Annotated in this window: 16 protein-coding genes and 2 tRNA genes; 7 read left to right on the plus strand and 11 right to left on the minus strand. The window is 71.7% G+C overall.

The genetic code is table 11. The features are described 5' to 3' along the window. Window positions 1–55: 55 nt before the first annotated feature. Complete coding sequence (leuD, locus tag ABD883_RS13420) at window positions 56–655, minus strand: 3-isopropylmalate dehydratase small subunit (protein ID WP_137320175.1); 600 nt, start codon at window positions 653–655, stop codon at window positions 56–58. A gap of 27 nt (window positions 656–682) precedes the next feature. Continuing rightward, window positions 683–2,086 carry a 3-isopropylmalate dehydratase large subunit gene (leuC, locus tag ABD883_RS13425; protein ID WP_345032752.1) on the minus strand — a complete coding sequence of 468 codons (1,404 nt, stop codon included), beginning with the start codon at window positions 2,084–2,086 and terminating at the stop codon, window positions 683–685. Between the two features lie 93 nt (window positions 2,087–2,179). On the opposite strand from leuC, the gene ABD883_RS13430 reads away from it, so the two are divergent. Both ABD883_RS13430 and ABD883_RS13435 read left to right on the plus strand, forming a co-directional pair. After that, window positions 2,180–2,899: an IclR family transcriptional regulator gene (locus tag ABD883_RS13430; RefSeq protein WP_137320177.1), complete on the plus strand. Its 720-nt coding sequence runs from the start codon at window positions 2,180–2,182 to the stop codon at window positions 2,897–2,899. Window positions 2,900–3,049: 150 nt separating this feature from the next. Next, window positions 3,050–3,595, plus strand: coding sequence for a DUF4282 domain-containing protein (locus ABD883_RS13435; RefSeq protein ID WP_345032755.1), 546 nt, complete (start codon window positions 3,050–3,052; stop codon window positions 3,593–3,595). A 201-nt stretch (window positions 3,596–3,796) separates the two neighbouring features. Here the strand turns inward: ABD883_RS13435 and ABD883_RS13440 are convergent. Beyond that, window positions 3,797–3,869 (minus strand) — tRNA-Glu (locus tag ABD883_RS13440). Window positions 3,870–3,891: 22 nt separating this feature from the next. Then, window positions 3,892–3,963: transfer RNA gene (locus tag ABD883_RS13445), tRNA-Gln, on the minus strand. Window positions 3,964–4,045: 82 nt separating this feature from the next. Between ABD883_RS13445 and ABD883_RS13450 the strand changes: the two genes are divergently transcribed. Continuing rightward, the gene (locus ABD883_RS13450; RefSeq protein ID WP_345032757.1) at window positions 4,046–4,774 is read left to right on the plus strand and encodes an SDR family NAD(P)-dependent oxidoreductase; all 729 of its coding nucleotides are present in this window, start codon (window positions 4,046–4,048) and stop codon (window positions 4,772–4,774) included. A 112-nt stretch (window positions 4,775–4,886) separates the two neighbouring features. On the opposite strand, the gene ABD883_RS13455 is transcribed toward ABD883_RS13450, so the two are convergent. From ABD883_RS13455 to ABD883_RS13470, 4 genes are all read right to left on the minus strand, one after another. Then, the gene (locus ABD883_RS13455; protein WP_137320179.1) at window positions 4,887–6,263 is read right to left on the minus strand and encodes an NAD-dependent succinate-semialdehyde dehydrogenase; all 1,377 of its coding nucleotides are present in this window, start codon (window positions 6,261–6,263) and stop codon (window positions 4,887–4,889) included. A 166-nt stretch (window positions 6,264–6,429) separates the two neighbouring features. Beyond that, window positions 6,430–7,776 (minus strand): alpha/beta fold hydrolase, encoded by a 1,347-nt coding sequence (locus ABD883_RS13460; RefSeq protein WP_345032760.1) that lies wholly within the window; start codon window positions 7,774–7,776, stop codon window positions 6,430–6,432. After that, complete coding sequence (gene gltX, locus ABD883_RS13465) at window positions 7,773–9,245, minus strand: glutamate--tRNA ligase (RefSeq protein ID WP_137320180.1); 1,473 nt, start codon at window positions 9,243–9,245, stop codon at window positions 7,773–7,775. Before gltX ends, ABD883_RS13460 begins: the two co-directional genes overlap by 4 nt. 79 nt (window positions 9,246–9,324) lie before the next feature. Further along, on the minus strand, window positions 9,325–10,134 hold the full coding sequence (locus ABD883_RS13470) for a fumarylacetoacetate hydrolase family protein (RefSeq protein ID WP_137320181.1): 810 nt from the start codon (window positions 10,132–10,134) through the stop codon (window positions 9,325–9,327). A 72-nt stretch (window positions 10,135–10,206) separates the two neighbouring features. On the opposite strand from ABD883_RS13470, the gene ABD883_RS13475 reads away from it, so the two are divergent. The 4 genes from ABD883_RS13475 to ABD883_RS13490 all read left to right on the plus strand — a co-directional run bounded on the left by ABD883_RS13475 (window position 10,207) and on the right by ABD883_RS13490 (window position 16,388). Further along, window positions 10,207–12,885: an ATP-dependent RNA helicase gene (locus tag ABD883_RS13475; protein WP_345032766.1), complete on the plus strand. Its 2,679-nt coding sequence runs from the start codon at window positions 10,207–10,209 to the stop codon at window positions 12,883–12,885. A 74-nt stretch (window positions 12,886–12,959) separates the two neighbouring features. Continuing rightward, window positions 12,960–13,934 carry a 3-methyladenine DNA glycosylase gene (locus ABD883_RS13480; protein WP_247423875.1) on the plus strand — a complete coding sequence of 325 codons (975 nt, stop codon included), beginning with the start codon at window positions 12,960–12,962 and terminating at the stop codon, window positions 13,932–13,934. Between the two features lie 57 nt (window positions 13,935–13,991). Next, window positions 13,992–15,026, plus strand: coding sequence for an alcohol dehydrogenase catalytic domain-containing protein (locus ABD883_RS13485; RefSeq protein ID WP_137320183.1), 1,035 nt, complete (start codon window positions 13,992–13,994; stop codon window positions 15,024–15,026). Window positions 15,027–15,191: 165 nt separating this feature from the next. Beyond that, the gene (locus ABD883_RS13490) at window positions 15,192–16,388 is read left to right on the plus strand and encodes a cell envelope integrity protein TolA (RefSeq protein ID WP_345032775.1); all 1,197 of its coding nucleotides are present in this window, start codon (window positions 15,192–15,194) and stop codon (window positions 16,386–16,388) included. 98 nt (window positions 16,389–16,486) lie between these two features. On the opposite strand, the gene thyX is transcribed toward ABD883_RS13490, so the two are convergent. The 3 genes from thyX to ABD883_RS13505 all read right to left on the minus strand — a co-directional run bounded on the left by thyX (window position 16,487) and on the right by ABD883_RS13505 (window position 20,088). Further along, window positions 16,487–17,272, minus strand: a complete 786-nt coding sequence (gene thyX, locus ABD883_RS13495) for an FAD-dependent thymidylate synthase (RefSeq protein WP_137320186.1) — start codon at window positions 17,270–17,272, stop codon at window positions 16,487–16,489. Between the two features lie 218 nt (window positions 17,273–17,490). Further along, window positions 17,491–18,564 carry a lipoate-protein ligase small subunit gene (gene lplB, locus ABD883_RS13500; protein ID WP_345032779.1) on the minus strand — a complete coding sequence of 358 codons (1,074 nt, stop codon included), beginning with the start codon at window positions 18,562–18,564 and terminating at the stop codon, window positions 17,491–17,493. Between the two features lie 45 nt (window positions 18,565–18,609). Beyond that, window positions 18,610–20,088, minus strand: coding sequence for an MFS transporter (locus tag ABD883_RS13505; RefSeq protein ID WP_345032781.1), 1,479 nt, complete (start codon window positions 20,086–20,088; stop codon window positions 18,610–18,612). Between the last annotated feature and the right edge of the window lie 111 nt (window positions 20,089–20,199).

A 20,199-nucleotide genomic window follows, 5' to 3' on the forward strand; every position in this document is an offset into this window, starting at 1 on the left:
TCGCGCGTGCTGCAGTGACCCTAAGCATGCTAGCCGACGCGCGGGGCCGCACGGCTCAGGTGCGGGCCGGGAGCGTGGCGGGCTTGAAGGCGGGGCGCTCGGCCTCGAAGGCGGTGATGTCGGCCTCGTGCTGGAGGGTCAGACCGATGTCGTCGAGCCCCTCGAGGAGCCGCCAGCGGGTGTAGTCGTCGATCTGGAACGGCACGGTGAGGGTGTCGCAGGTGACCGTGCGGGCCTCGAGGTCGACGGTCACCTCGGCGCCGGGCTGGTTCTCGAGGATCTTCCAGATGAGCTCGATGTCCTCCTGCTCGAGCTGGGCGGCGACGAGTCCGCCCTTGCCGGAGTTGCCGCGGAAGATGTCGGCGAAGCGGGAGGACAGGACCGCGGCGAAGCCGTAGTCCTTGAGCGCCCAGACCGCGTGCTCGCGCGAGGAGCCGGTGCCGAAGTCCGCGCCCGCGACGAGCACCGAGCCGTTGCGGTAGGGCTCGTGGTTGAGGACGAAGTCGTCCTGCTTGCGCCAGCGGGCGAACAGGGCGTCCTCGAAGCCGGTGCGGGTGACGCGCTTGAGGTAGACGGCGGGGATGATCTGGTCGGTGTCGACGTTCGAGCGGCGCAACGGCACGCCGACGCCGGTGTGGGAGGTGAATTTCTCCATGGGTGGCCCCTTTCGGTACGTGGCGCTTCAGTCGAGGTCGGCGGGCGAGGACAGGGTGCCGCGCACGGCGGTCGCGGCGGCGACGAGCGGGCTGACGAGGTGCGTGCGTCCGCCCTTGCCCTGGCGGCCCTCGAAGTTGCGGTTCGAGGTCGAGGCGCAGCGCTCCCCCTCCGACAGCTGGTCGGGGTTCATGCCCAGGCACATCGAGCAGCCGGCGAACCGCCACTCGGCGCCGAAGTCCTTGAAGACCTGGTCGAGGCCCTCCGCCTCGGCCTGGAGGCGCACCCGAGCGGAGCCGGGGACCACCATCATGCGGACCTCGGGGTTCTTCGTTCGTCCGCGGATCACCTCGGCCGCCCCGCGCAGGTCCTCGATCCGGCTGTTCGTGCAGGAGCCGAGGAACACGGTGTCGACCGCGATCTCGCGCAGCGGGGTGCCCGGCGCCAGACCCATGTACGTCAGCGCGTTCTGCGCCGCCGACTTCTCGTTCTCGTCGCCGATCGACTCCGGGTCCGGCACCGACCCGCTCAGCGGCAGGCCCTGGCCGGGATTGGTGCCCCAGGTGACGTAGGGCTCGATGTCGGCGGCCTCGAGGACCACCTCGGCGTCGAACTGCGCGTCGTCGTCGGTGCGCAGCGTCTTCCAGTACTCGACGGCGGCGTCCCAGTCCGCGCCCTGCGGCGCGTGGGGGCGGCCCCGGAGGTAGTCGAAGGTCGTCTGGTCGGGGGCGATCAGGCCGGCGCGGGCACCCGCCTCGATCGACATGTTGCAGATCGTCATGCGGGCCTCCATCGAGAGCTTCTCGATGGCCTCGCCGCGGTACTCGAGCACGTAGCCCTGGCCGCCGCCGGTGCCGATCTTCGCGATGATCGCGAGGATGATGTCCTTCGAGGTCGACCCTTGCGGGAGCTCCCCGTTCACGGTGATCGACATCGTCCTAAAGGGCTTGAGGCTGAGCGTCTGGGTCGCGAGCACGTGCTCGACCTCGGAGGTGCCGATGCCCATCGCGATCGCACCGAACGCGCCGTGGGTGGAGGTGTGGGAGTCGCCGCACACCACGGTCATGCCCGGCTGGGTCAGGCCCAGCTGCGGTCCCACGACGTGGACGATGCCCTGCTCGGCGTCGCCGAGCGAGTGGAGCCGGATGCCGAACTCCTCCGCGTTCTTCCGCAGGGTCTCGATCTGGGTGCGGGAGGTGAGGTCGGCGATCGGCTTGTCGATGTCGACCGTCGGGGTGTTGTGGTCCTCGGTGGCGATCGTGAGGTCGGGACGCCGCACCGGGCGCCCGGCCAGCCGGAGGCCCTCGAAGGCCTGCGGGCTCGTGACCTCGTGGACGAGGTGCAGATCGATGTAGATGAGATCGGGTGCGCCGTCCGCGCCGGCCTTGACCACGTGGTCGCCCCAGACCTTCTCGGCCAGAGTCCTGCCCATGACTGCCTCCTTCGAATGAGTCCTATGGATCCTAGACGCGCGTTCTGCATGGCGGACTTGCATCTCGATCTATGAGACGGCAGAATACTGCGCATGACCACACAGAACGGCAGCGGCGTGGGTGTCATCGACAAGACCGCGCTCGTCCTCTCCGCGCTCGAGGCGGGACCGGCCTCCTTGGCCGAGCTCGTCACCCTCACCGGGCTCGCCCGACCGACCGCCCACCGCCTCGCGGTGGCCCTCGAGTTCCATCGCTTCGTCGGCCGTGACATGCAGGGCCGGTTCACCCTCGGACCCCGGCTGTCGGAGCTGTCGTCGGCCGCCGGCGAGGACCGCCTGCTCGCCGCCGCCGGACCGGTGCTCAACCAACTCCGCGACCGCACCGGGGAGAGCGCTCAGCTGTTCCGCCGCCAGGGCGACCTGCGCCTGTGCGTCGCCGCTGCCGAGCGTCCGGTCGGTCTGCGCGATTCGGTGCCGATCGGGGCGACGCTGAGCATGCGCGCCGGGTCCGCCGCCCAGGTGCTCCTCGCATGGGAGGAGCCGGACCGCCTCCACACCGGGCTGCGCGGGGCGCGGTTCTCCGCGACGATCCTGTCCGGCGTGCGCCGCCGCGGCTGGGCGCAGAGCATCGCCGAGCGCGAGCGGGGCGTGGCCTCGGTGTCCGCACCCGTGCGCGGGCCGAGCAACCTCGTCGTCGCCGCGGTGTCGATCTCCGGTCCCGTCGATCGCCTCACCCGCCAGCCCGGCCGGCTCCATGCGCAGGCGGTGCTCGAGGCCGCGAAGGCCCTCACCGACGCCCTCAACCGCGCCTGACGAAAGAGCAATTTCCGAAGGTTCCTGAGAGCGGATCCGCCGGATACTGCAGTCTCACCGGCGGCTCCGGGTCTGTCGGCGCACGGGTCGACGTCGTACTGTGGAAGTCAGCTCCGTTGGGAGAAGACCTCCATCACGAAGGACCCCGGCATGACCTACCCGCCTCCGCCTCCGCACGATCAGCCGCCGACGGGCTCCGGCCCCGGGTACTACCCGCCTGCGCCCTCGGACCCTGCATTCCACACCGGCCCGGTGCCCACCGGCTCCGCGTCGCTCGGCTCCGGGCAGAACGGCGCCGCTCCGTACGGGGACCCCGGCGGAGCACCGCATGCCGACACTGCGGCGCACACGTCCGACGGCACCTCGGATCCGGGCTTCCTCCGCGCGCTGTTCGACCTCAAGTTCGAGCATTTCATCACCATCCGGTTCGCCTCGGTGATCTACGTCATCGCAATGGTGATCGCGGTCCTCACCTGGGTGTCGGCGATCATCGCCTCGATCATGATGGGCTTCGCAATGGGCTACGACATCTGGTCCGGGGGCAGCTCGTTCAATCCGGCGCCGGTCCTCATCACGATCTTCCTCGGCTGGATCCCCATGGTCGTGCAGATCCTCCTGTCGAGGATCATCATCGAGTTCTTCGCCGCGACGATCCGGACCGCGCAGAACACGACGAAGCTCGCGCATCGCAGGTGAGGGATCCGGCGGAGGGGCGCGCTCGTCTCGCCGGACACACCCGCCGGACAGGAATGGGGCTCCGGAACGCATCTGCTCCACCGCTGGGGCCCGCTGACCTTGCGAAGAATCGCGGATCGGCTCTCAGGAACCTTCGCATTCTGATGTTTCGGGGATGACGAAGGCCCGGAGGATCTCATGATCCTCCGGGCCTTCCGTGTGTACCCCCGAGCAGGTTCGAACTGCCGTTTCCGCCTTGAGAGGGCGGCGTCCTAGGCCACTAGACGACGGGGGCCTGATACTCCGAGTTCGGAGCGCTGGGATACCAGGACTCGAACCTAGACTAAGTGAACCAGAATCACTCGTGCTGCCAATTACACCATATCCCACTGCGATTCGACCGCCTTGCGATCTCATCGGCAACGAGAGATTACTCTACACACCTCGGCACCCCCGTGCAAAACTGAGAGCATGGATCTCTCACTCGCGAACTCCGCGTACATCGTCACCGGCGGCACCTCCGGACTGGGCCTGGCGACCGCCCAGGCCTTGATTTCCGAGGGTGCGCACGTCCTCGTGTCCTCCCGCAGCCAGGAGAAGGTCGACGCCGCGGTCGCCGAACTCGGTGACGGAAGTCACGGAATCGCACTCGACAACGCCTCGCCCGAGGCCCCCGCGACCCTCTTCCGCACCGCGGCCGAGGCCTTCCCCGGCTCCCCCGTGCACGGACTCATGATCTCCGTCGGCGGCCCGAAGAAGGGCCGCTTCTTCGAGACCACGGAGGACGACTGGCGCGCTGCTCTCGATTCGGTGCTGCTCGGCACACTGCGCCTGGCCCGGTATGCCGGGGAGCACCTCGGGCCCGGGTCCGCGATCGGCATGGTGCTGTCGTCATCGGTGTGGACCCCGGTGCCCGACATCGCGATCTCCAACGGCCTGCGCCCGGGCCTGGGCATGATGGTCAAGACGCTGTCCGACGAGCTCGGACCGCGCGACATCCGGGTGGTCGGCGTGGCCCCCGGAATCATCCGCACCCCGCGGGTGGGCAGCGCCGAGGTGCCCACAGACCACATCCCGCTGCGCCGCCTGGGCACGCCCGAGGAGTTCGGCCGGGTCGCCGCGTTCCTCCTCTCCCCCGCCGCCGCCTATGTCACCGGCAGCGTCATCCCCGTCGACGGCGGGATGATCCGAGCCCTGTGACGGTCGCGGCCCGCTGAGCGGCACGGGAGGTGGATGACCGCGCCCGTGGACGCCGACGGCGCGGCCGGGGCGCCCCCGACCGCGCCGTGCGCAGCTCCTCAGCTCGGTCGACTCACTCCTCGCCGACCCAGTAGAGGCGCTTGTTGACGAACTCGTCCATGCCCACGGGCCCGAGCTCACGGCCGAACCCGGAGCGCTTGACCCCGCCGAAGGGCACGTTGGCGCCCTCGGCCGCGGTCGTGTTGACCTTGGCCATACCGACCTCGAGGCCGGCGCCGACCTTCTTGGCCCGCTCGGGATCACGGCTGAACACGGTGCCGCCGAGCCCGAACTGCGAGTCGTTCGCGAGCTCGAGCGCCTCCTCGTCGCTCGTCACCTTGTAGACCGTGGCGACGGGGCCGAACAACTCCTCGTAGTACACGTCCGAGCCGCGCGGGATGTCGGTGACGACGGCCGGGGAGACGTAGGCGCCGGAGTCCGACAGCTCGCCGCCCACGCGGATCTGCGCGCCGGAGTCCTTGGCCCGGGACAGCTGCTCGGCGAGGCGCTCAGCGGCCCCGCGGGACGACAGCGGCTGGTAGACCGTGGCGTCCTCGGCGGTGAAATCGCCCGGGCTCGCGGCCTGCGCGAGCTTCTCGAGCTCGGCGACGAACTCGTCGTAGATGTCGTCCATGACGATCAGCCGCTTGTTGGAGTCGCAGGCCTGACCGGTGTTGTACATCCGCAGACCCCACGCGGTCTCCGCGGCGGCCTTGACGTCGTCGGTGTCGAGCACGATGTACGGGTCGGAGCCGCCGAGCTCGAGCACGGCCTTCTTGAGGTGCTGGCCCGCGAGCGCACCGACGACCGCGCCTGCCCGCTCGGACCCGGTGAGCGACACTCCGGCCACCCTCCGGTCGCCGATGAGCGCGGCGATCTGGTCGTGGCTGGCGTAGATGTTCGTGTACACACCGGCAGGCACCCCGGCGTCGTCCATGATCTGCTGGATCGCAGCCGCCGACCGCGGGCAGATCTCCGCGTGCTTGAGGAGGATGGCGTTGCCGAGCATGAGGTTCGGTGCGGCGAAGCGCGCCACCTGGTAGTACGGGAAGTTCCACGGCATGATGCCGAGCAGCACGCCCACGGGCAACCGCTCGAGCACCGCGGAGGCGCCGTCGACGTCGAGGGTGGTCTCCTGGGAGAACTTCTCCCCGTTGTCGGCGAAGTACTGGAAGATCTCGTTGCAGTACTCGGCCTCCTCGACGCCCTCGGTGAGGCGCTTGCCCATCTCCTCGCCGATGATCCGGCCGAGCTCGTCCTTGCGCTCGTCGAACAGTGCGGCGACCTTGCTGACGATCTGAGCGCGCTCGGCGATCGGGCGCTGAGCCCATTCCCGCTGTGCGGCGTCTGCGGCGCTCAGCACGTCCTCGAGCTGGGCGTCGGTGGCGGTGTCGAAGGTCTCGACGACATCGCCGGTGGCGGGATTCTCCACGCGGTATCCGGTGCTCATTCCATTCTCCCCTTCATTGGGGAGACTCCCGACTCCGGGAGCTCCCCGATCGGTGTCCGCGGCGGAGCCTCCGCCGCGTGCAGTGGTTCTGCTCCCACCGTACGACGCGGGACTGAACGGCGCATGTGCTCGGCGTGACAATCTCATCCCCACCGCGCACGGCGTCTCACACCTCGTCGCGGACCATCCGGATGAGCCGGTCGAGCACCGCCGGGCCCGAGGCGCGCAGCCCGTTGTGCTCGTACTCGTTCGTCACCCAGGTGCGCAGCCCGGGCACGAGCTCTGCGGTGGCGAGCGAGAGCTCGCGCGGCACGTAGGCGTCGTCGAAGTAGACGGCGGCCGCCGCCGGGACCGAGGTGCGGGCGAGTGCGGCCGGGTCCCACAGCTCCGGCCAGTCCCGGGCGGCGAGTGCGTGCGCGGTGGACTCCCACGCCTGCAGCAGCCCGGTGGTGAAGTGCTCCGGCAGGATGTGCTCCCCGGAGAGCAGGGTGGGCTCCGCGGCGGCTGATGCGGGCATCGTCCGGGCCGCTGCCCAGTCGGTGCGATGGCCGCTGGCCCAGCAGCTCTCGTGGAGCACGGCGTAGAGGGGATTGCGAGCGCCGAACGGGAGCGCGGCGAGCAGGTCGGCGCGGAAGGCTGCGGTGTCGATGTCGTGGTCGAGGAGCGCGAGAAGCCGCTCGACCCCGCCCGAGGCGCCGAGCAGGTGCCCGAGCGAGCGCACGTGGGCAGGCCCGGCGAGCGTGCCGTCCGGCAGGCTGATGCCGGCGCCTGCGGCGCGGGCGGCGAGTGCCGCGAGTCGTTCGCCGGCGTGCGGGTAGCGCTGGGTGAAGGCCTGGGATCTCGCGCTCATGGTCGCCCAGGTCCGGGCATAGACGTCCGCCGGTGCGGGCTGCGGTGCGCCCGGGGCGCCGACGGCGGGCAGTCCGCCGGTGAAGAACGCCTCGGCGACGCCGTCCGGGTGGGCGGACAGGTAGCGCAGCGTGCAGAACCCGCCGAAGGACTGGCCGAGCACGCTCCACTGCGGGGCGCCGAGCGCACGGCGCAGGATCTCCGCATCCTCGACGATCGCATCGGCCCGGTAGTGGGCGAGGTGGTCGGCGAGCGCCTCGGCCGCGCGGTCGGTCTGCGGCGGCGCGGCGAGCTCCGCGGGCACGCCGGTGACCCGCCCGTCGACGATCCCGACCGGGGTCGAGCGCCCGGTGCCGCGCTGGTCGAGGAGGACGACGCGGTAGTCCTCGAGTGCACGCGGCAGCCAGGCCGGGTCGGTGCGGGTGGGACGGAACGCCTCGGCCCCGGGACCGCCCTGGAGGTAGAGGAGATAGGGCTTCTGCGCCCCGGGCTCGGCGGAGCCGGGCCGGCCGACAACCCGGGCGAACACCTCGAGCGTGCCCGGGGTGGAACCGGCGTGGTCGTGGGGCACACTGACCGTGTGCTCCTCGAGCTCGAGGCCCGGCAGCCGCGCGGTGCGGATCCGATGCCCGTCCGGCGCGCCGCCGCCTGCCGCCTGGGTCACTGCGCGAGGTGCGCGGCGAGCGCCCGCAGGCGGGTGAGCGAGGAGTCCTTGCCGAGGATCTCCATCGACTCGAACAGCGGCGGGGACACGCGGCGACCGGACACGGCGACGCGCAGCGGCCCGAACGCCAGCCGGGGCTTGATCCCGAGCTCGTCGACGAGCTTCGCGGTGAGCGCGTCCTGGATCGCCGCGGTCGTCCAGTCGTCGAGCGGCTCGAGCACCTCGAGGGACGCGGCGAGCACCTGCGGCGCGGTGTCCTTGAGCGTTTTGAGCCCGTCCTCGGTGAGTTCGAGCTCGGCGTCGGACACGAAGAGGAACCGCAGCAGGTCCGGGGCCTCGCCGAGCAGATTCATGCGGGTCTGGACGAGCGGGGCCGCGGCGGCGAGGATCTCGCGTTCGCGTGCGTCCGGCTCGCCGGAGAGCACGCCGGCGTCCTGCAGGTAGGGGATGAGGCGCGCGGTGAAGTCGGCCTCGTCGAGGAGCCGGATGTGGTCGGCGTTGATCGCGGTGGCCTTCTTGACGTCGAAGCGCGCGGGGTTCGGGTTGACGTCGTGGATGTCGAAGGCGGAGACGAACTCCTCGACGGAGAACACGTCGCGGTCCGGGCCGATCGACCAGCCGAGCAGCGCGAGGTAGTTGATGAGCCCCTCGCGGATGAATCCGTTGTCGCGGTGGAGGAAGAGGTTCGACTCCGGGTCGCGCTTCGACAGCTTCTTGTTGCCCTGGCCCATGACGTAGGGCAGGTGGCCGTACTCAGGCGTCTGCTCCGCGATGCCGATCGCCTTGAGCGCCTCGAACAGGACGAGCTGGCGCGGGGTGGAGGACAGGAGGTCCTCGCCGCGGAGCACGTGGGTGATGCCCATGAGGGCGTCGTCCACGGGGTTGACGAGGGTGTAGAGCGGCTGCCCGTTGGCGCGCACGACGACGAAGTCCGGCACGGTGCCGGCCTTGAAGGTGATCTCCCCGCGCACGAGGTCGGTCCAGGTGATGTCCTCGTCCGGCATCCGCACGCGGAGCACCGGCTCGCGGCCCTCGGCACGGAAGGCGGCCTTCTGCTCCTCGGTGAGGTCGCGGTCGAAGCCGTCGTACCCGAGCTTGGAGTCGCGCCCGGCGGCCCGATGGCGCGCCTCGACCTCCTCGTTCGTGGAGAAGGACTCGTAGAGGTGACCGCCGGCGGTGAGCTTCTCGATGACGTCTGCGTAGATGTCACCGCGCTGCGACTGCCGGTAGGGGCCGTGCGGCCCGCCGACGTCGATGCCCTCGTCCCAGTCGAGGCCGAGCCAGCGCATCGCCTCGAGAACCTGGCCGAAGCTCTCCTCGGAATCGCGGGCGGCGTCGGTGTCCTCGATGCGGAACACGAAGGTGCCGCCGGTGTGCCGGGCGTAGGCCCAGTTGAACAGGGCGGTGCGCACCATCCCGACGTGCGGGGTGCCGGTGGGCGATGGGCAGAAGCGGACTCTGACGCTCAATGGGGTTCCTTTTCGATCGACAGGTGCGGTGGGGGCGGCGCGCACCGGGTGGGTGCGGGTGCCGGGCGGGGCGCCGGGTTCAGGCGTCCATGACGGGGTTGGAGAGCAGGCCGAGGCCGTCGATCGCGATGTCGACGCGGTTGCCGGCGACGATCTCCCCGACGCCGGCAGGTGTGCCGGTGAGGATGACGTCGCCGGGCAGCAGGGTGATCGTCTCGCTCAGGTGCTCGATGAGGGTGGGGATGTCGAAGATGTAGTCGTTCGTGTTCCCGTCCTGTTTGAGCTCGCCGTCGACCCAGGAGCGGATGCGCACGCCTTCGGGGTCCATGTCGGTCTCGATCCACGGACCGAGCGGCGCGGAGGTGTCGAAGCCCTTGGCCCTGGACCACTGCTTGTCCGTCTTCTGGATGTCACGCAGGGTGACGTCGTTGCCGGCGGTGTAGCCGAGCACGTGGTCGTAGGCCTTCTCCGCCGGGACCCGCTTGGCGACACGGGAGATCACCACGGCGAGCTCGGCCTCGTAGGACACGTGCTCGCTGATCGCCGGCAGCCGGATCGGGTCGCCGGGGCCCGCCACGGCGGTGTTCGGCTTGAAGAAGGTCAGCGGCGACACCGGCACCTCGTTGCCGAGCTCCTTGGCGTGGTCGGCGAAGTTGCGGCCCACGCCGATGACCTTGGAGCGCGGGATGATCGGGGCGAGCAGCCGGACGTCGTCGTAGGCCAGCCGGGTGCCGGTCGACTGGGCGGGGCTGAAGAAGGGGTCCGAGTCGAGGACCGCGATCTGCAGGCCCGAGGTGTCGAGCGTTCCGTCGGAGTCGACCTCGGGCAGGTCGCCCTCGACGACTCCGTAGGCGGGTGCGTCCTCATGGATGAATCGTGCGATGCGCATGGGGTCAGTCTACGCAGGGGGACGGACACGGGGCGGATCGGCCGTGTCCGCGGTGGGTGCGAGGATGGTTCCGTGCCGCTCTTCGACCTCGATGCCCTGTCCGCCGGCCTCCCGGCGGCCGCCGTCCTGCCCCGGCTCGCCGAACTCGCCGCGGCCGGTCCGGTGCGCGCGGTGATCGAGGCCCCGCCGGGCACCGGCAAGACGACGCTCGTGCCGCCGGCCCTCGCCACCGCGCTCGCAGATGCCGCCGAGGCCGAGGCGGGTGCCGGTCGGGTCGTCGTCGCCCAGCCGCGGCGGGTGGCCGCCCGCTCCGCCGCCCGGCGCCTGGCGTCGCTCACCGGCACACGCCTCGGCGAGGAGGTGGGCCACACGGTCCGTGGGGACCGATCGGTCTCCCGGCGCACGCGCGTGGAGTTCGTCACCTACGGCGTCCTCGTGCGCCGTCTGCTCGGCGATCCCGAGCTCGCCGACACCGCCGCGGTCGTGCTCGACGAGATCCACGAGCGGCACCTCGACGCCGACCTCGCCTTCGGGATGCTCCGCGAGCTCGTCGAGCTCCGCGAGGACCTCTCCCTCGTCGTCATGTCCGCCACGCTCGAGGCCGGACGCTGGGCCGAGCTGCTCGGTGAGGACGGCGACGCCGGGGCGTCCGCCGCGCCGGCCCCGGTCCTCACCGCCGCTGCGGACATCCACCCGCTCGAGGTCCGGTGGGCCCCGGCGGCCCGGCGAGCGCTCGATGCGCGCGGGATCCACCCGGACTTCCTCGCCCACGTCGCCCGGCAGACCGCCGCGGCTGCCGCCGAACCCGATTCCGGGGACGTCCTCGTGTTCCTCCCGGGCCTGCGCGAGATCGACCGCGTCATCGGGCTGCTCAGGAGCGCGCTCCCCGCCGGCGCCGAGGTGTTCGCGCTGTCCGGCGGCACCCCGCCGGGCGAGCAGGACCGCATCCTGTCCCCCGCCGCAGCGGGCCGTTCGAATGAGCGCGCCCCGGGTGGGGCCGGGTCTGGGGAGACCGGGCGCGGCCCGCGCGTCATCGTCGCGACCGCAGTCGCCGAGTCCTCCCTCACCGTGCCCGGGGTGCGCACCGTCGTCGACGCCGGGCTGTCCCGGCAGCCGCGCCTCGACACCGTGCGCGGGATGAGCGGGCTCGTCACCGTGCGGGAGTCGAAGGCCGCGGGCACCCAGCGCGCCGGCCGCGCCGCCCGCGAGGGCCCGGGCCGGGTCATCCGGTGCATGGCGGAATCCGAGTGGGCCGGCCTGCCGGCGGACACCCCGCCGGAGGTCCGCACCGCCGATCTCACCTCCGCCATGCTCGACCTCGCCTGCTGGGGCGCACCGGGCGGGGACGGGCTGCGACTGCCCGACCCGCTGCCGGACCGGGCGCGGGCGGCGGCCGAGGAGACCCTCATCGGGCTCGGTGCGCTCGACGACTCCAGGCGGGCGACCGCGGCGGGGCGCCGGCTCGCTCGGATCCCGGCCGATCCCCGGCTCGCCCGCGGCCTCCTCACCGGGTCGCAGATCGTCGGAGCACGCCGGGCTGCCGAGGTCGTCGCCGCCCTCGGTCTCGAGCTGCGGGCTCCGGGCGGTGACCTGCCGGCTCTGCTCCGATCGCTGCGCCGTGATCGCGACCGCGCCTGGTCCACCGAGGTCGACCGGTTCGAGCGGATGGCGCGGTGCGGTCCGCCCGGAGGCGCCGAGGACGCGACGGGTGCAGACCCGGCTGCGGGGGCCGGCGGCGGGTTCGCGGTCGACCTTCCGCCCGGGCTCGTCGAGAACCTGTCCCCGGACACGGCCGTCGGCCTCGTCGCCGCGCTCGCCCGCCCGGACCGGATCGCCCGGGAGCGGTCCGATGCCCCCGGGGAGTACCTCTTCGCCTCGGGCACGGGGGCGGTGCTCCCCCGCGACTCGCGGCTCACCGGCAGCGCGTGGCTCGCCGTCGCCGAGGTCGGACTCGCCGATGAGCGTGCGCTCATCCGGGCCGCGGTGCCGATCACCCGGGAGATCGCCGAGTTCGCCGCATCCGGCATGCGGCGCACGGCGGAGGACGCCCGCTTCCACGAGGGGCGCATCCGGGCCCGGCGGGTCGAGCGCCTCGGCGCGATCGAGCTGTCCTCGACCCCGGTGAAGCCGACGCCCGCATCCGAGGAGCTCGCCCTCGCCGCCGCGGTGGCTGAGCAGGGACCCGGAATGCTCGCTCCGAGCGCGGGGTTCGCGGCATTGCGCCGGCGCCTCGGCCTCCTCCATGCCGCCCTCGGGGAACCGTGGCCGGATGTGAAGTGGGAGGCGCTGCTCGACCGGTTCTCCGGGCGGCTGCGCGAGCGCGCGCCGGTGGGCTGGCTGCAGGAGATCCTGCCGTGGCCCGAGGCGGCCCGGATCGATGAGCTCGTGCCCGAGCGCGTCACGGTGCCGAGCGGGCGCGCCGTACGGCTGGACTACCCGGAGCCGGAGGCGCATGACGGGGAGGGGAGCACCGGTGACGGCACCGGGATCGTGCCGCCGGTGCTCGCGGTCAAGCTCCAGGAGTGCTTCGGCTGGGCGACCGGCCCGGAGGTGTGCGGTGTGCCCGTCGTCCTCCACCTGCTGTCGCCGGCGGGCCGGCCGCTCGCGGTGACGAGCGACCTCGCCTCGTTCTGGGACGGTGCCTACGCCCACGTCCGGGCGGAGAACCGGAACCGCTACGCGAAGCACCCGTGGCCTCAGGATCCGTGGAACGCCCCACCTGCCCGCGGCACGAAGCGCAGCGGGAGGTAGGGGCGCCGGGAGACCTGGTCACGCACCGATCCCGCGTTTGTCCGGGACCCGGCGCGCGCTGGACAATGGGGGTCATGACCGCGTCCACCGCTCCCGCCTCGGCCCGCAGCCCGGAGACCGCCGTCGAGGTCCCCGTGCTCACCGCAGCGAGCTGGCATGCGCTGCGCGCCGCGCACGAGGCGACCGTCGGCGAACGCACCGCGGCGCACCTCGCCCGGCGCTCCCGCGGGGAGACCCACCCGGTCGAGGACTTCCTCTTCACCTACTACCCCTTCAAGCCCGGCAAGCTCGCCCGCTGGCAGCCCGGCGCGCGGCGCGCGGTCGAGATCGCCACGGATGAGGACCGGGCGGCCTTCGACCGGCGCTGGTTCCGGATCGAGGAGGCCCCCGCCGGCGCCTCGACCCGGTCCTCCCCCGCCGGTGCCGGTGCGGTGGCGTTCGTCGACCTCCCCGCGTGGCGCACCGAGCGCGGCGACGGGGCGCGATTCATCGCAGGCCTCCTCCACTCGACCCTCGGACGCGAGGCGACGCTCGGGTGCTTCGGGCTCCACGAATGGGCGATGGTCTACCGCCAGTCCCCCGGCGAGCACCGCCACGATCAGGTCCCGCTGCGGCTCTCGCAGGCCGACACCGACGCCGTCGTCGAATCCCACCGCATCCGGTGCAGCCACTTCGATGCCTTCCGGTTCTTCACGCCGGCCGCCGTGCCGCGCAACACCTTGCAGCCCACCCGCGCCGGCATGCGGGCGAACGAGCAGCCCGGCTGCCTCCACGCCGGCATGGACCTCTACAAGTGGGCGATGAAGCTCGAGCCGATCGTCGCCTCGGAGACGGTGCTCGAAGCCTTCGACCTCGCCTGCGCGATCCGTCGCCTCGACATGGAGGCCTCCCCCTACGACCTCCGCGCCTGGGGGTACACGCCGGTGCGGATCGAGACGGCCGCCGGCAAGGCGGAGTACATGCGCCGGCAGGAGGCGTTCAGCCATCGCGCCCAGGACATCCGCCGCACCCTGCTGGCCGAGCTCGCCGCCGCGGGCATCACCGTCTGAGGCGCCGCACCCTGAGACGCCCCGACCGGGCCGGTGCGCCAGACCTACGATGACCTCATGCGCGCCGTCTGCTTCGAGTCCTTCCGCACCACCCCGACCATCGCCGAGCTCCCGGATCCGGTTGCTCCCGCCGACGGCGTCGTCATCGCCGTCGAGGCCACCGGCCTGTGCCGCAGCGACTGGCACGCCTGGTCCGGCCACGACGACACCGTCGCCCTCCCCCACGTCCCCGGTCACGAACTCGTCGGGCACATCGTCGAGGTCGGCGCGGGCGTCCGGGAGTGGACGCTCGGACAGCGCGTGACCACGCCGTTCGTCGGCGGCTGCGGAGCGTGCGAATGGTGCGCGAGCGGCAACGCCCAGGTGTGCCCGGACCAGACCCAGCCCGGCTTCACCCACTTCGGGTCCTGGGCGGAGAAGGTCGTCATCCGCCACGCCGACCTCAACCTCGTCGCCGTCGACGACGAGATCCCCGCCGAGGCCGCCTGCAGCCTCGGCTGCCGCTTCGCGACCTCCTTCCGCGGACTCCACGACCGCGCCCGCCTGGCCGCCGGGGAGACGCTGGCCGTGTTCGGCTGCGGCGGGGTCGGACTGTCGGCCATCATGATCGCCCGCGCGCTCGGCGCGCGCGTCGTGGCCGTCGACATCAGCGCCGAGGCGCTCGCCCTCGCCTCCCGCCACGGCGCCGAGGTGCTCGTCGACTCGACCGGCCTGACCCCGGCCGAGGTGGCCGCCGAGGTCGTCCGCGCCGCCGGTTCCGCCCCCGCCGTCACCCTCGAGGCGCTCGGCCGGGCGGACACGATGAACGCCGCCCTGCTCTGTCTCGCCCCTCTCGGCCGCCACGTGCAGATCGGGCTGTTCGCCGGCCCGCCCGAAGCCGCGATCGGGCGCGTCATCTCCCACGAGCTGTCGTTCCTCGGCAGCCACGGGATGGCCGCCGCGGACTACCCGGCCCTCCTCGACCTCGTGCGCAGCGGCGCGCTGCGCCCGCAGGACCTCGTCACCCGCACGATCACCCTCGAAGAGACCCCGGAGGCGCTGCGGGCGATGGATGCCGGGACGCACCCGGGGATGACGATCATCCGACCCTGAGTCCACCGCGGCGGGTTCCGCGACGACCGCTCGGTCGAATCGCGGCGCCTGCGCCGCGACCGACGACAGGATCCGACCCCTCCAATCCTTCACCGCACCCCCGGTTGACGGTAACGTTCCTTGTGAGAGGGAACACACCGGTTCCTGGACCCAAGGAGAAAGATCATGAACGCACAAGCGATCATCTGGATCGTCGTGGCCATCGTCGTGCTCCTCGCGATCATCGGCATCATCGTGTTCGCCGTGAATTCCTCGAAGAAGAGGAAGGAGCGCGAGCGCATCGAGCAGCAGCGCCGCGACGAGGAGAATCGTCAGCGGGCCGCAGAGCTGCGCCAGGAGAGCAAGGAGGCCGACCTCGATGTCCGCCAGCGCGAGCTCGAGGCGGAGAACCGCAAGATCGAGGCCGAGCGCGCCCGCGTCGACGCCGAGCGCAAGGATCAGGAGATCGCTCGCGAGCAGGAGAAGATCCGGGCCGAGCGCGAACAGGTCCGCCGGCGCCAGGCCGAGGCCGACCGCCTCGACCCGGATGTCAGCACCGACGGCACTCGCACCGACGGTCATCATGACGGGCGCCACGACGGGCGCGGCCCGGGCGCCGGAACCGCTGCCGCCGCCGGAGCCGCAGGTGCGGGCGCCGGAGCAGCCGCCGCACACTCCGGCGACGGACACCGCGACGACCGCCACCATGACGACCGCGGACTGCGCGACGACCACGGTCGGCACGACCTCGACCGCGACGGCCGCACCGGCGACGGCATCCGCGACCACGACGGATACCGCGACGACCACGGGATCCGCGATCGCGACGGCGTGAACGACGGGGTCCGCGACGGCGTGCGCGACCACGACGGTCACCGCGACGGTGTCCGCGACGATCACCACGACCGAGGCGCCCACGCCGCGGGCGCTGCCGGTGCCGGTGCTGCCGGGGCGGGCATCGCCGGACACGGCGACCGGCCCCGTGAGAACGATCCGCGCCTCGACGCCGGAGGCCCGCAGCAGCAGGACTTCGTCGACGGCCGGCGCGGACCCGGAGCCGACGAGCACCGGCAGGGCCACGACCAGCTCGGTCGCGACGAGCACGGGCGCGACCAGCATGATCCGAACCGCCTCGGCCATGACCAGCGCGGTCACGATCAGCAGGTGGACCCGCGCGGGCAGGGCTACGGCCAGCAGGGTCAGCCGGGCTTCGACCAGCAGGGTCAGCCGGTCGATCCGCAGCAGCAGGGCTACGACGGGCGGATCCAGGGTCAGCAGGGCCTCGACCAGCAGGGCTACGACCAGCAGGGTCGCCCGCTCGATCCGAACCACCCCGACTACCGCGATCCGCGCGGTGAGGGCGGGCTCGATCCGCGCCGCTGAGCGGCGCAGTCAGCACCGGCGCGTTCGGCACTGGCACGAGGAGGCCCCGGGGAGATGATCTCCCCGGGGCCTTCTCGTGCCTCGGCTCGGGCCCGCGCTCAGGCCTTGCGGGTGCCGGGCAGCCAGGCGCCGTCCTCCACGGAGTAGTCCGCGAAGATCGCCGGCGCCTCGGCCTTCATGATCTCGGCGACCTTGCCGAAGACCAGGCGGATCTCCTCCTCCGCACCCGGCGCGGTGCGCATCTCGACGACGTGGCGCAGGGAGCGCAGGTTCGCCGTGTAGACGATGCCGGTGCCGAGCCCTTCGGGGGCGAAGCGCCGCATGAAGGAGGTCATGTGCTTCTTGTGCGCGAAGTTCGTCCCCTCGTCGTCGAGCCCGAAGTGCTCGGTCATCCACTTCTGGTGCTCCTCGAGGGTGTCGAGCACGGCGAGGCTGCGCTCCATGAGCTCCTCGTCCTCACGCGCCCAGTCGGGGAACCAGAACGGGATCTCGGTGAGCCGCACGTAGCGCAGTGACTCCTGCGAGTAGGCGCAGCCGGCGCGGTGGCGGATGAGTTCGTGGGTGAGGACGCGCGACACGTTGTGGAGGACGAAGGTGTAGTTCGCGTGCTCGAGCACGGAGCCGTGCTGCGAGGCGACGACGTTGCCCAGGTAGGAGGCGGAGTCCGTGCGGACGCGCGACACGTTGGGGTTGAGACCCGGCTCCCAGGAGCGGTAGCACATGCGGCCGGCGAACTCGAGGAGGTCCTCGCCGTCGGGGCTGTCGGCCGTTTCGACGCGCTCGGCCCAGGACAGGCCGCCGACCTCGCCGAGGTACTTCTTCATCGCGTCCCAGTCGATCGACGGACGGGCCAGGAGTTCGACGGTCGGTTCTACGTGGCGCACAGGGTCCTCTTTCTCGGTGGGGTGCTCGGCGGAGAGCGCACAGCTGGTCGGTTCGCCGCTACGACGGTCCGCGCGGTGCACGCCGTCGGTCCCAGCCTAGTCGGTCATCCGCCCGGCCGCAGGAGGCGCGGCAGGGGCGTTCGCGGGGCCAGGCGGACCGGCCGATACCGTGCACATTCTTGCGGTTTCGTTCTCAGGAACCTTCGAAAATTGAGGGCTCAGGGGACGCGATGGGTCCAGGCCTCGGTGCCGAACTTCGACTCGACGAGCTCCTCGGCCCGGGCGAGCTCGGCGGCGCTCACCTCCCCGCGGGCGGCGCCGTAGCGGGCGGTGAAGGTGTCGATCATCGTCGCGATGATCTCCTGCCGGTCCGCCCCGGTCTGCCGGCGCAGCGGGTCGACGCGCTTCTTCGCGCTCCGCACGCCCTTGTCGGAGATCTTCGCCTCCCCGATCCGCAGCACCTCGACCATCCTGTCGGCGTCGATGTCGTAGCTCATGGTCGCGTGGTGGAGCAGCGTGCCCGAGGTCAGGCGGCGCTGGGCGGCACCGCCGATCTTGCCGTCGCTCGAGGTGATGTCGTTGATCGGCACGTACCAGGCGTTGACGCCGAGGTCGCCGAGCGCGGCGATGACCCAGCGGTCGAGGAAGGCATAGGACTCCGCGTAGTCGAGACCGGCGATGATCGAGTCCGGCACGTACATCGAGTAGGTGACGCAGTTGCCGCCCTCCATGAACATCGCCCCGCCCCCGGAGATCCGGCGGATGACGTCGACGCCGTACTTCTCCACACCCTCGGGCCGCAGCTCGTTGACGAAGGACTGGAACGAGCCGATGACCGTCGCCCGGTCCTCCCACTCCCAGAACCGCAGGGTCGGGCGGCGGCGACCGGCGTCGACCTCGGTCAGCAGCACCTCGTCGAGGGCGACGTTGATGCGGCTCGGCAGCACCGGGCCGTGGATGACCTCCCAGTCGAAGTCGGAGAAGTTCGCCGCCTTCGTCACCGCCCGGCGCACCACGGTGGCGATGTCGGCGGTGGTGAAGCCGTGCATCTGCAGCCCGGAGCCGTGGGCGGCGAGCGCGGCGTCGAGGCGGCGGACGAGTTCGGCGGAGTCGGCCCGGACGGAGGCGCCGACGAGCGCGGGCGCGATGTCGAAGAACGCCTCCTCGGGTTCGAGGAAGAAGTCCCCGGAGATCGTGGCGCCGGTGATCGCGGTGCCGTCGGTCTCGACATCGGCGACGACGAGCTTGCCGCCGGTGACCTTGTGCTCTGCGTGGAGGTTCTCGACTGTCATGGCCTCACGCTACCCGGCGCCGCGCCGTCGTGGGTGTGCGGTGCGTCACTCGAGTTCCTGGCCGGTGGTCTCGGGCGTCGCGAACGCCATGACGAGAGCGGCGAGGACCACGAACGCGCCGGTGATGACGAAGGTCCACGTGAGCCCGAGGACCGGCCACATGAGGCTGCCGAACACCACCGGGGCGACTCCGGTGGCCACGCGCGAGGCGGCCGAGGCCCAGCCGAACCCGGAACCGCGCAGGCGGGTGGGGTAGAGCTCGGAGACATAGGTGTAGAGCGCCGGGATCGCCATCTGGATGAAGAACCCGAAGGCGAGGATGGAGAACTTCGCCGCGCCGTTGAGCTCGGCCCCGGAGGAGTCGAGGGCGATCGCGAAGCCGACGAGGGCGACGGCCGCGACGACCGAGGTGGTGCCGAGCATCCACTTGCGGCCGGTGAGCTCGACGAGCAGCGCGCACAGCACCACGCCGGCGATCCCGATCGCCGTCATCTGCCCGGTGACGATGAATGCCGCCTGGTCGCCGAGCCCCTGCTCGCGGAGGATCTTCGGCAACCAGGTGAGCGCGGCGTAGTAGAGGACGAGCACCGCGACGAAGAGGAGCCACGCGGTGAAGGTGACGCGGGCGGAGTAGCGCCACAGCTCGGCGATCTGCCCGGTCAGCGCGGACACCCGCCCGAGGACCCCGCGCCGCTGCACCCCGACCCCCGCCCCGGCCGCGGTGGAGTCGGACGTCGGGGCCGGCCCGGTCGTGGCCGGGGTGCCGCTCGCCGTGGCGGCGGCCGCGGGGCCGAGGCCCTCGTAGTGCCATTCGGTGATGTCGGCCCCGGTGCGCGCGACGAGGCGGCGGAGGATCGCGTCGGCCTTGTCGTACTGCCCGGCGGAGATCAGGTACATCGGGGATTCGGGGATGAAGATCCGCACGAACACGATGAGCAGGGCGGGCAGCACCATGACGAGCATGATGAGGCGCCAGTCGCCGAAGTCGAGCAGCCAGGCGGAGACGAAGGCGCACAGGGTGACGCCGATCGGCCACCAGCCGTCCATCGCGGTGAGCACGCGGCCGCGGTGCTTGGCCGGGGTGAACTCGCCGACGAGGGCGTAGTCGACGGGGATGCAGCCGCCGAGGCCGAAGCCGGCGAAGAACCGGAAGACGCAGAAGAGCAGGATGTTCGGGGCGAAGGCGCCGAGCACGGTGAACAGGGAGAACACGAGGAGGGTGAGGGTGAAGGCGGTCTTGCGGCCGATCCGGTCCGACATCCCGCCCCACACCACGGCGCCGGTGGCCATCCCGATGAGGTTGGCGGTGGCGATCCAGGCGGCCTGCCCGAGCGTGAGGTCCCAGTGGTCGCTCAGCAGCGGGATGAGGAAGCCGTTGAGGGCGACGTCCCAGGCGTCGAACATGAAGCCGAGGCCGCCGATGAGGAAGATCGCGCCCTGGGTGTTCCACTTCCAGGGCAGGACGGCGACGACTTCGTCGGCGCGCAGCGCGGCCGGGCGCGCGGGGGCAGATGTCTGAGGCATGGGGGTAGCGTACCTTCTTTTTAGCAGATTCGCGCAATAGCCCGATGGGTGGGCGCGGGACGGCGCGGACGCGGCCCTCGCGCCGTCAGAGGCGACCTCCCGACGCACCGA

The sequence above is a fragment of the Brevibacterium pityocampae genome, from assembly GCF_039541555.1.
GTDB lineage: Bacteria > Actinomycetota > Actinomycetes > Actinomycetales > Brevibacteriaceae > Brevibacterium > Brevibacterium pityocampae.

What these genes read in the sequence shown, in the direction of transcription:
- ABD883_RS13430 (WP_137320177.1), top strand. Translation starts at nt 2,180, where the DNA reads ATGACCACACAGAACGGCAGCGGCGTGGGTGTCATCGACAAGACCGCG.
- leuD (WP_137320175.1), bottom strand. Translation starts at nt 655, where the DNA reads ATGGAGAAATTCACCTCCCACACCGGCGTCGGCGTGCCGTTGCGCCGC.
- ABD883_RS13455 (WP_137320179.1), bottom strand. Translation starts at nt 6,263, where the DNA reads ATGAGCACCGGATACCGCGTGGAGAATCCCGCCACCGGCGATGTCGTC.
- ABD883_RS13480 (WP_247423875.1), top strand. Translation starts at nt 12,960, where the DNA reads ATGACCGCGTCCACCGCTCCCGCCTCGGCCCGCAGCCCGGAGACCGCC.
- leuC (WP_345032752.1), bottom strand. Translation starts at nt 2,086, where the DNA reads ATGGGCAGGACTCTGGCCGAGAAGGTCTGGGGCGACCACGTGGTCAAG.
- ABD883_RS13450 (WP_345032757.1), top strand. Translation starts at nt 4,046, where the DNA reads ATGGATCTCTCACTCGCGAACTCCGCGTACATCGTCACCGGCGGCACC.
- ABD883_RS13435 (WP_345032755.1), top strand. Translation starts at nt 3,050, where the DNA reads ATGACCTACCCGCCTCCGCCTCCGCACGATCAGCCGCCGACGGGCTCC.
- ABD883_RS13490 (WP_345032775.1), top strand. Translation starts at nt 15,192, where the DNA reads ATGAACGCACAAGCGATCATCTGGATCGTCGTGGCCATCGTCGTGCTC.
- ABD883_RS13470 (WP_137320181.1), bottom strand. Translation starts at nt 10,134, where the DNA reads ATGCGCATCGCACGATTCATCCATGAGGACGCACCCGCCTACGGAGTC.
- ABD883_RS13505 (WP_345032781.1), bottom strand. Translation starts at nt 20,088, where the DNA reads ATGCCTCAGACATCTGCCCCCGCGCGCCCGGCCGCGCTGCGCGCCGAC.
- ABD883_RS13485 (WP_137320183.1), top strand. Translation starts at nt 13,992, where the DNA reads ATGCGCGCCGTCTGCTTCGAGTCCTTCCGCACCACCCCGACCATCGCC.
- lplB (WP_345032779.1), bottom strand. Translation starts at nt 18,564, where the DNA reads ATGACAGTCGAGAACCTCCACGCAGAGCACAAGGTCACCGGCGGCAAG.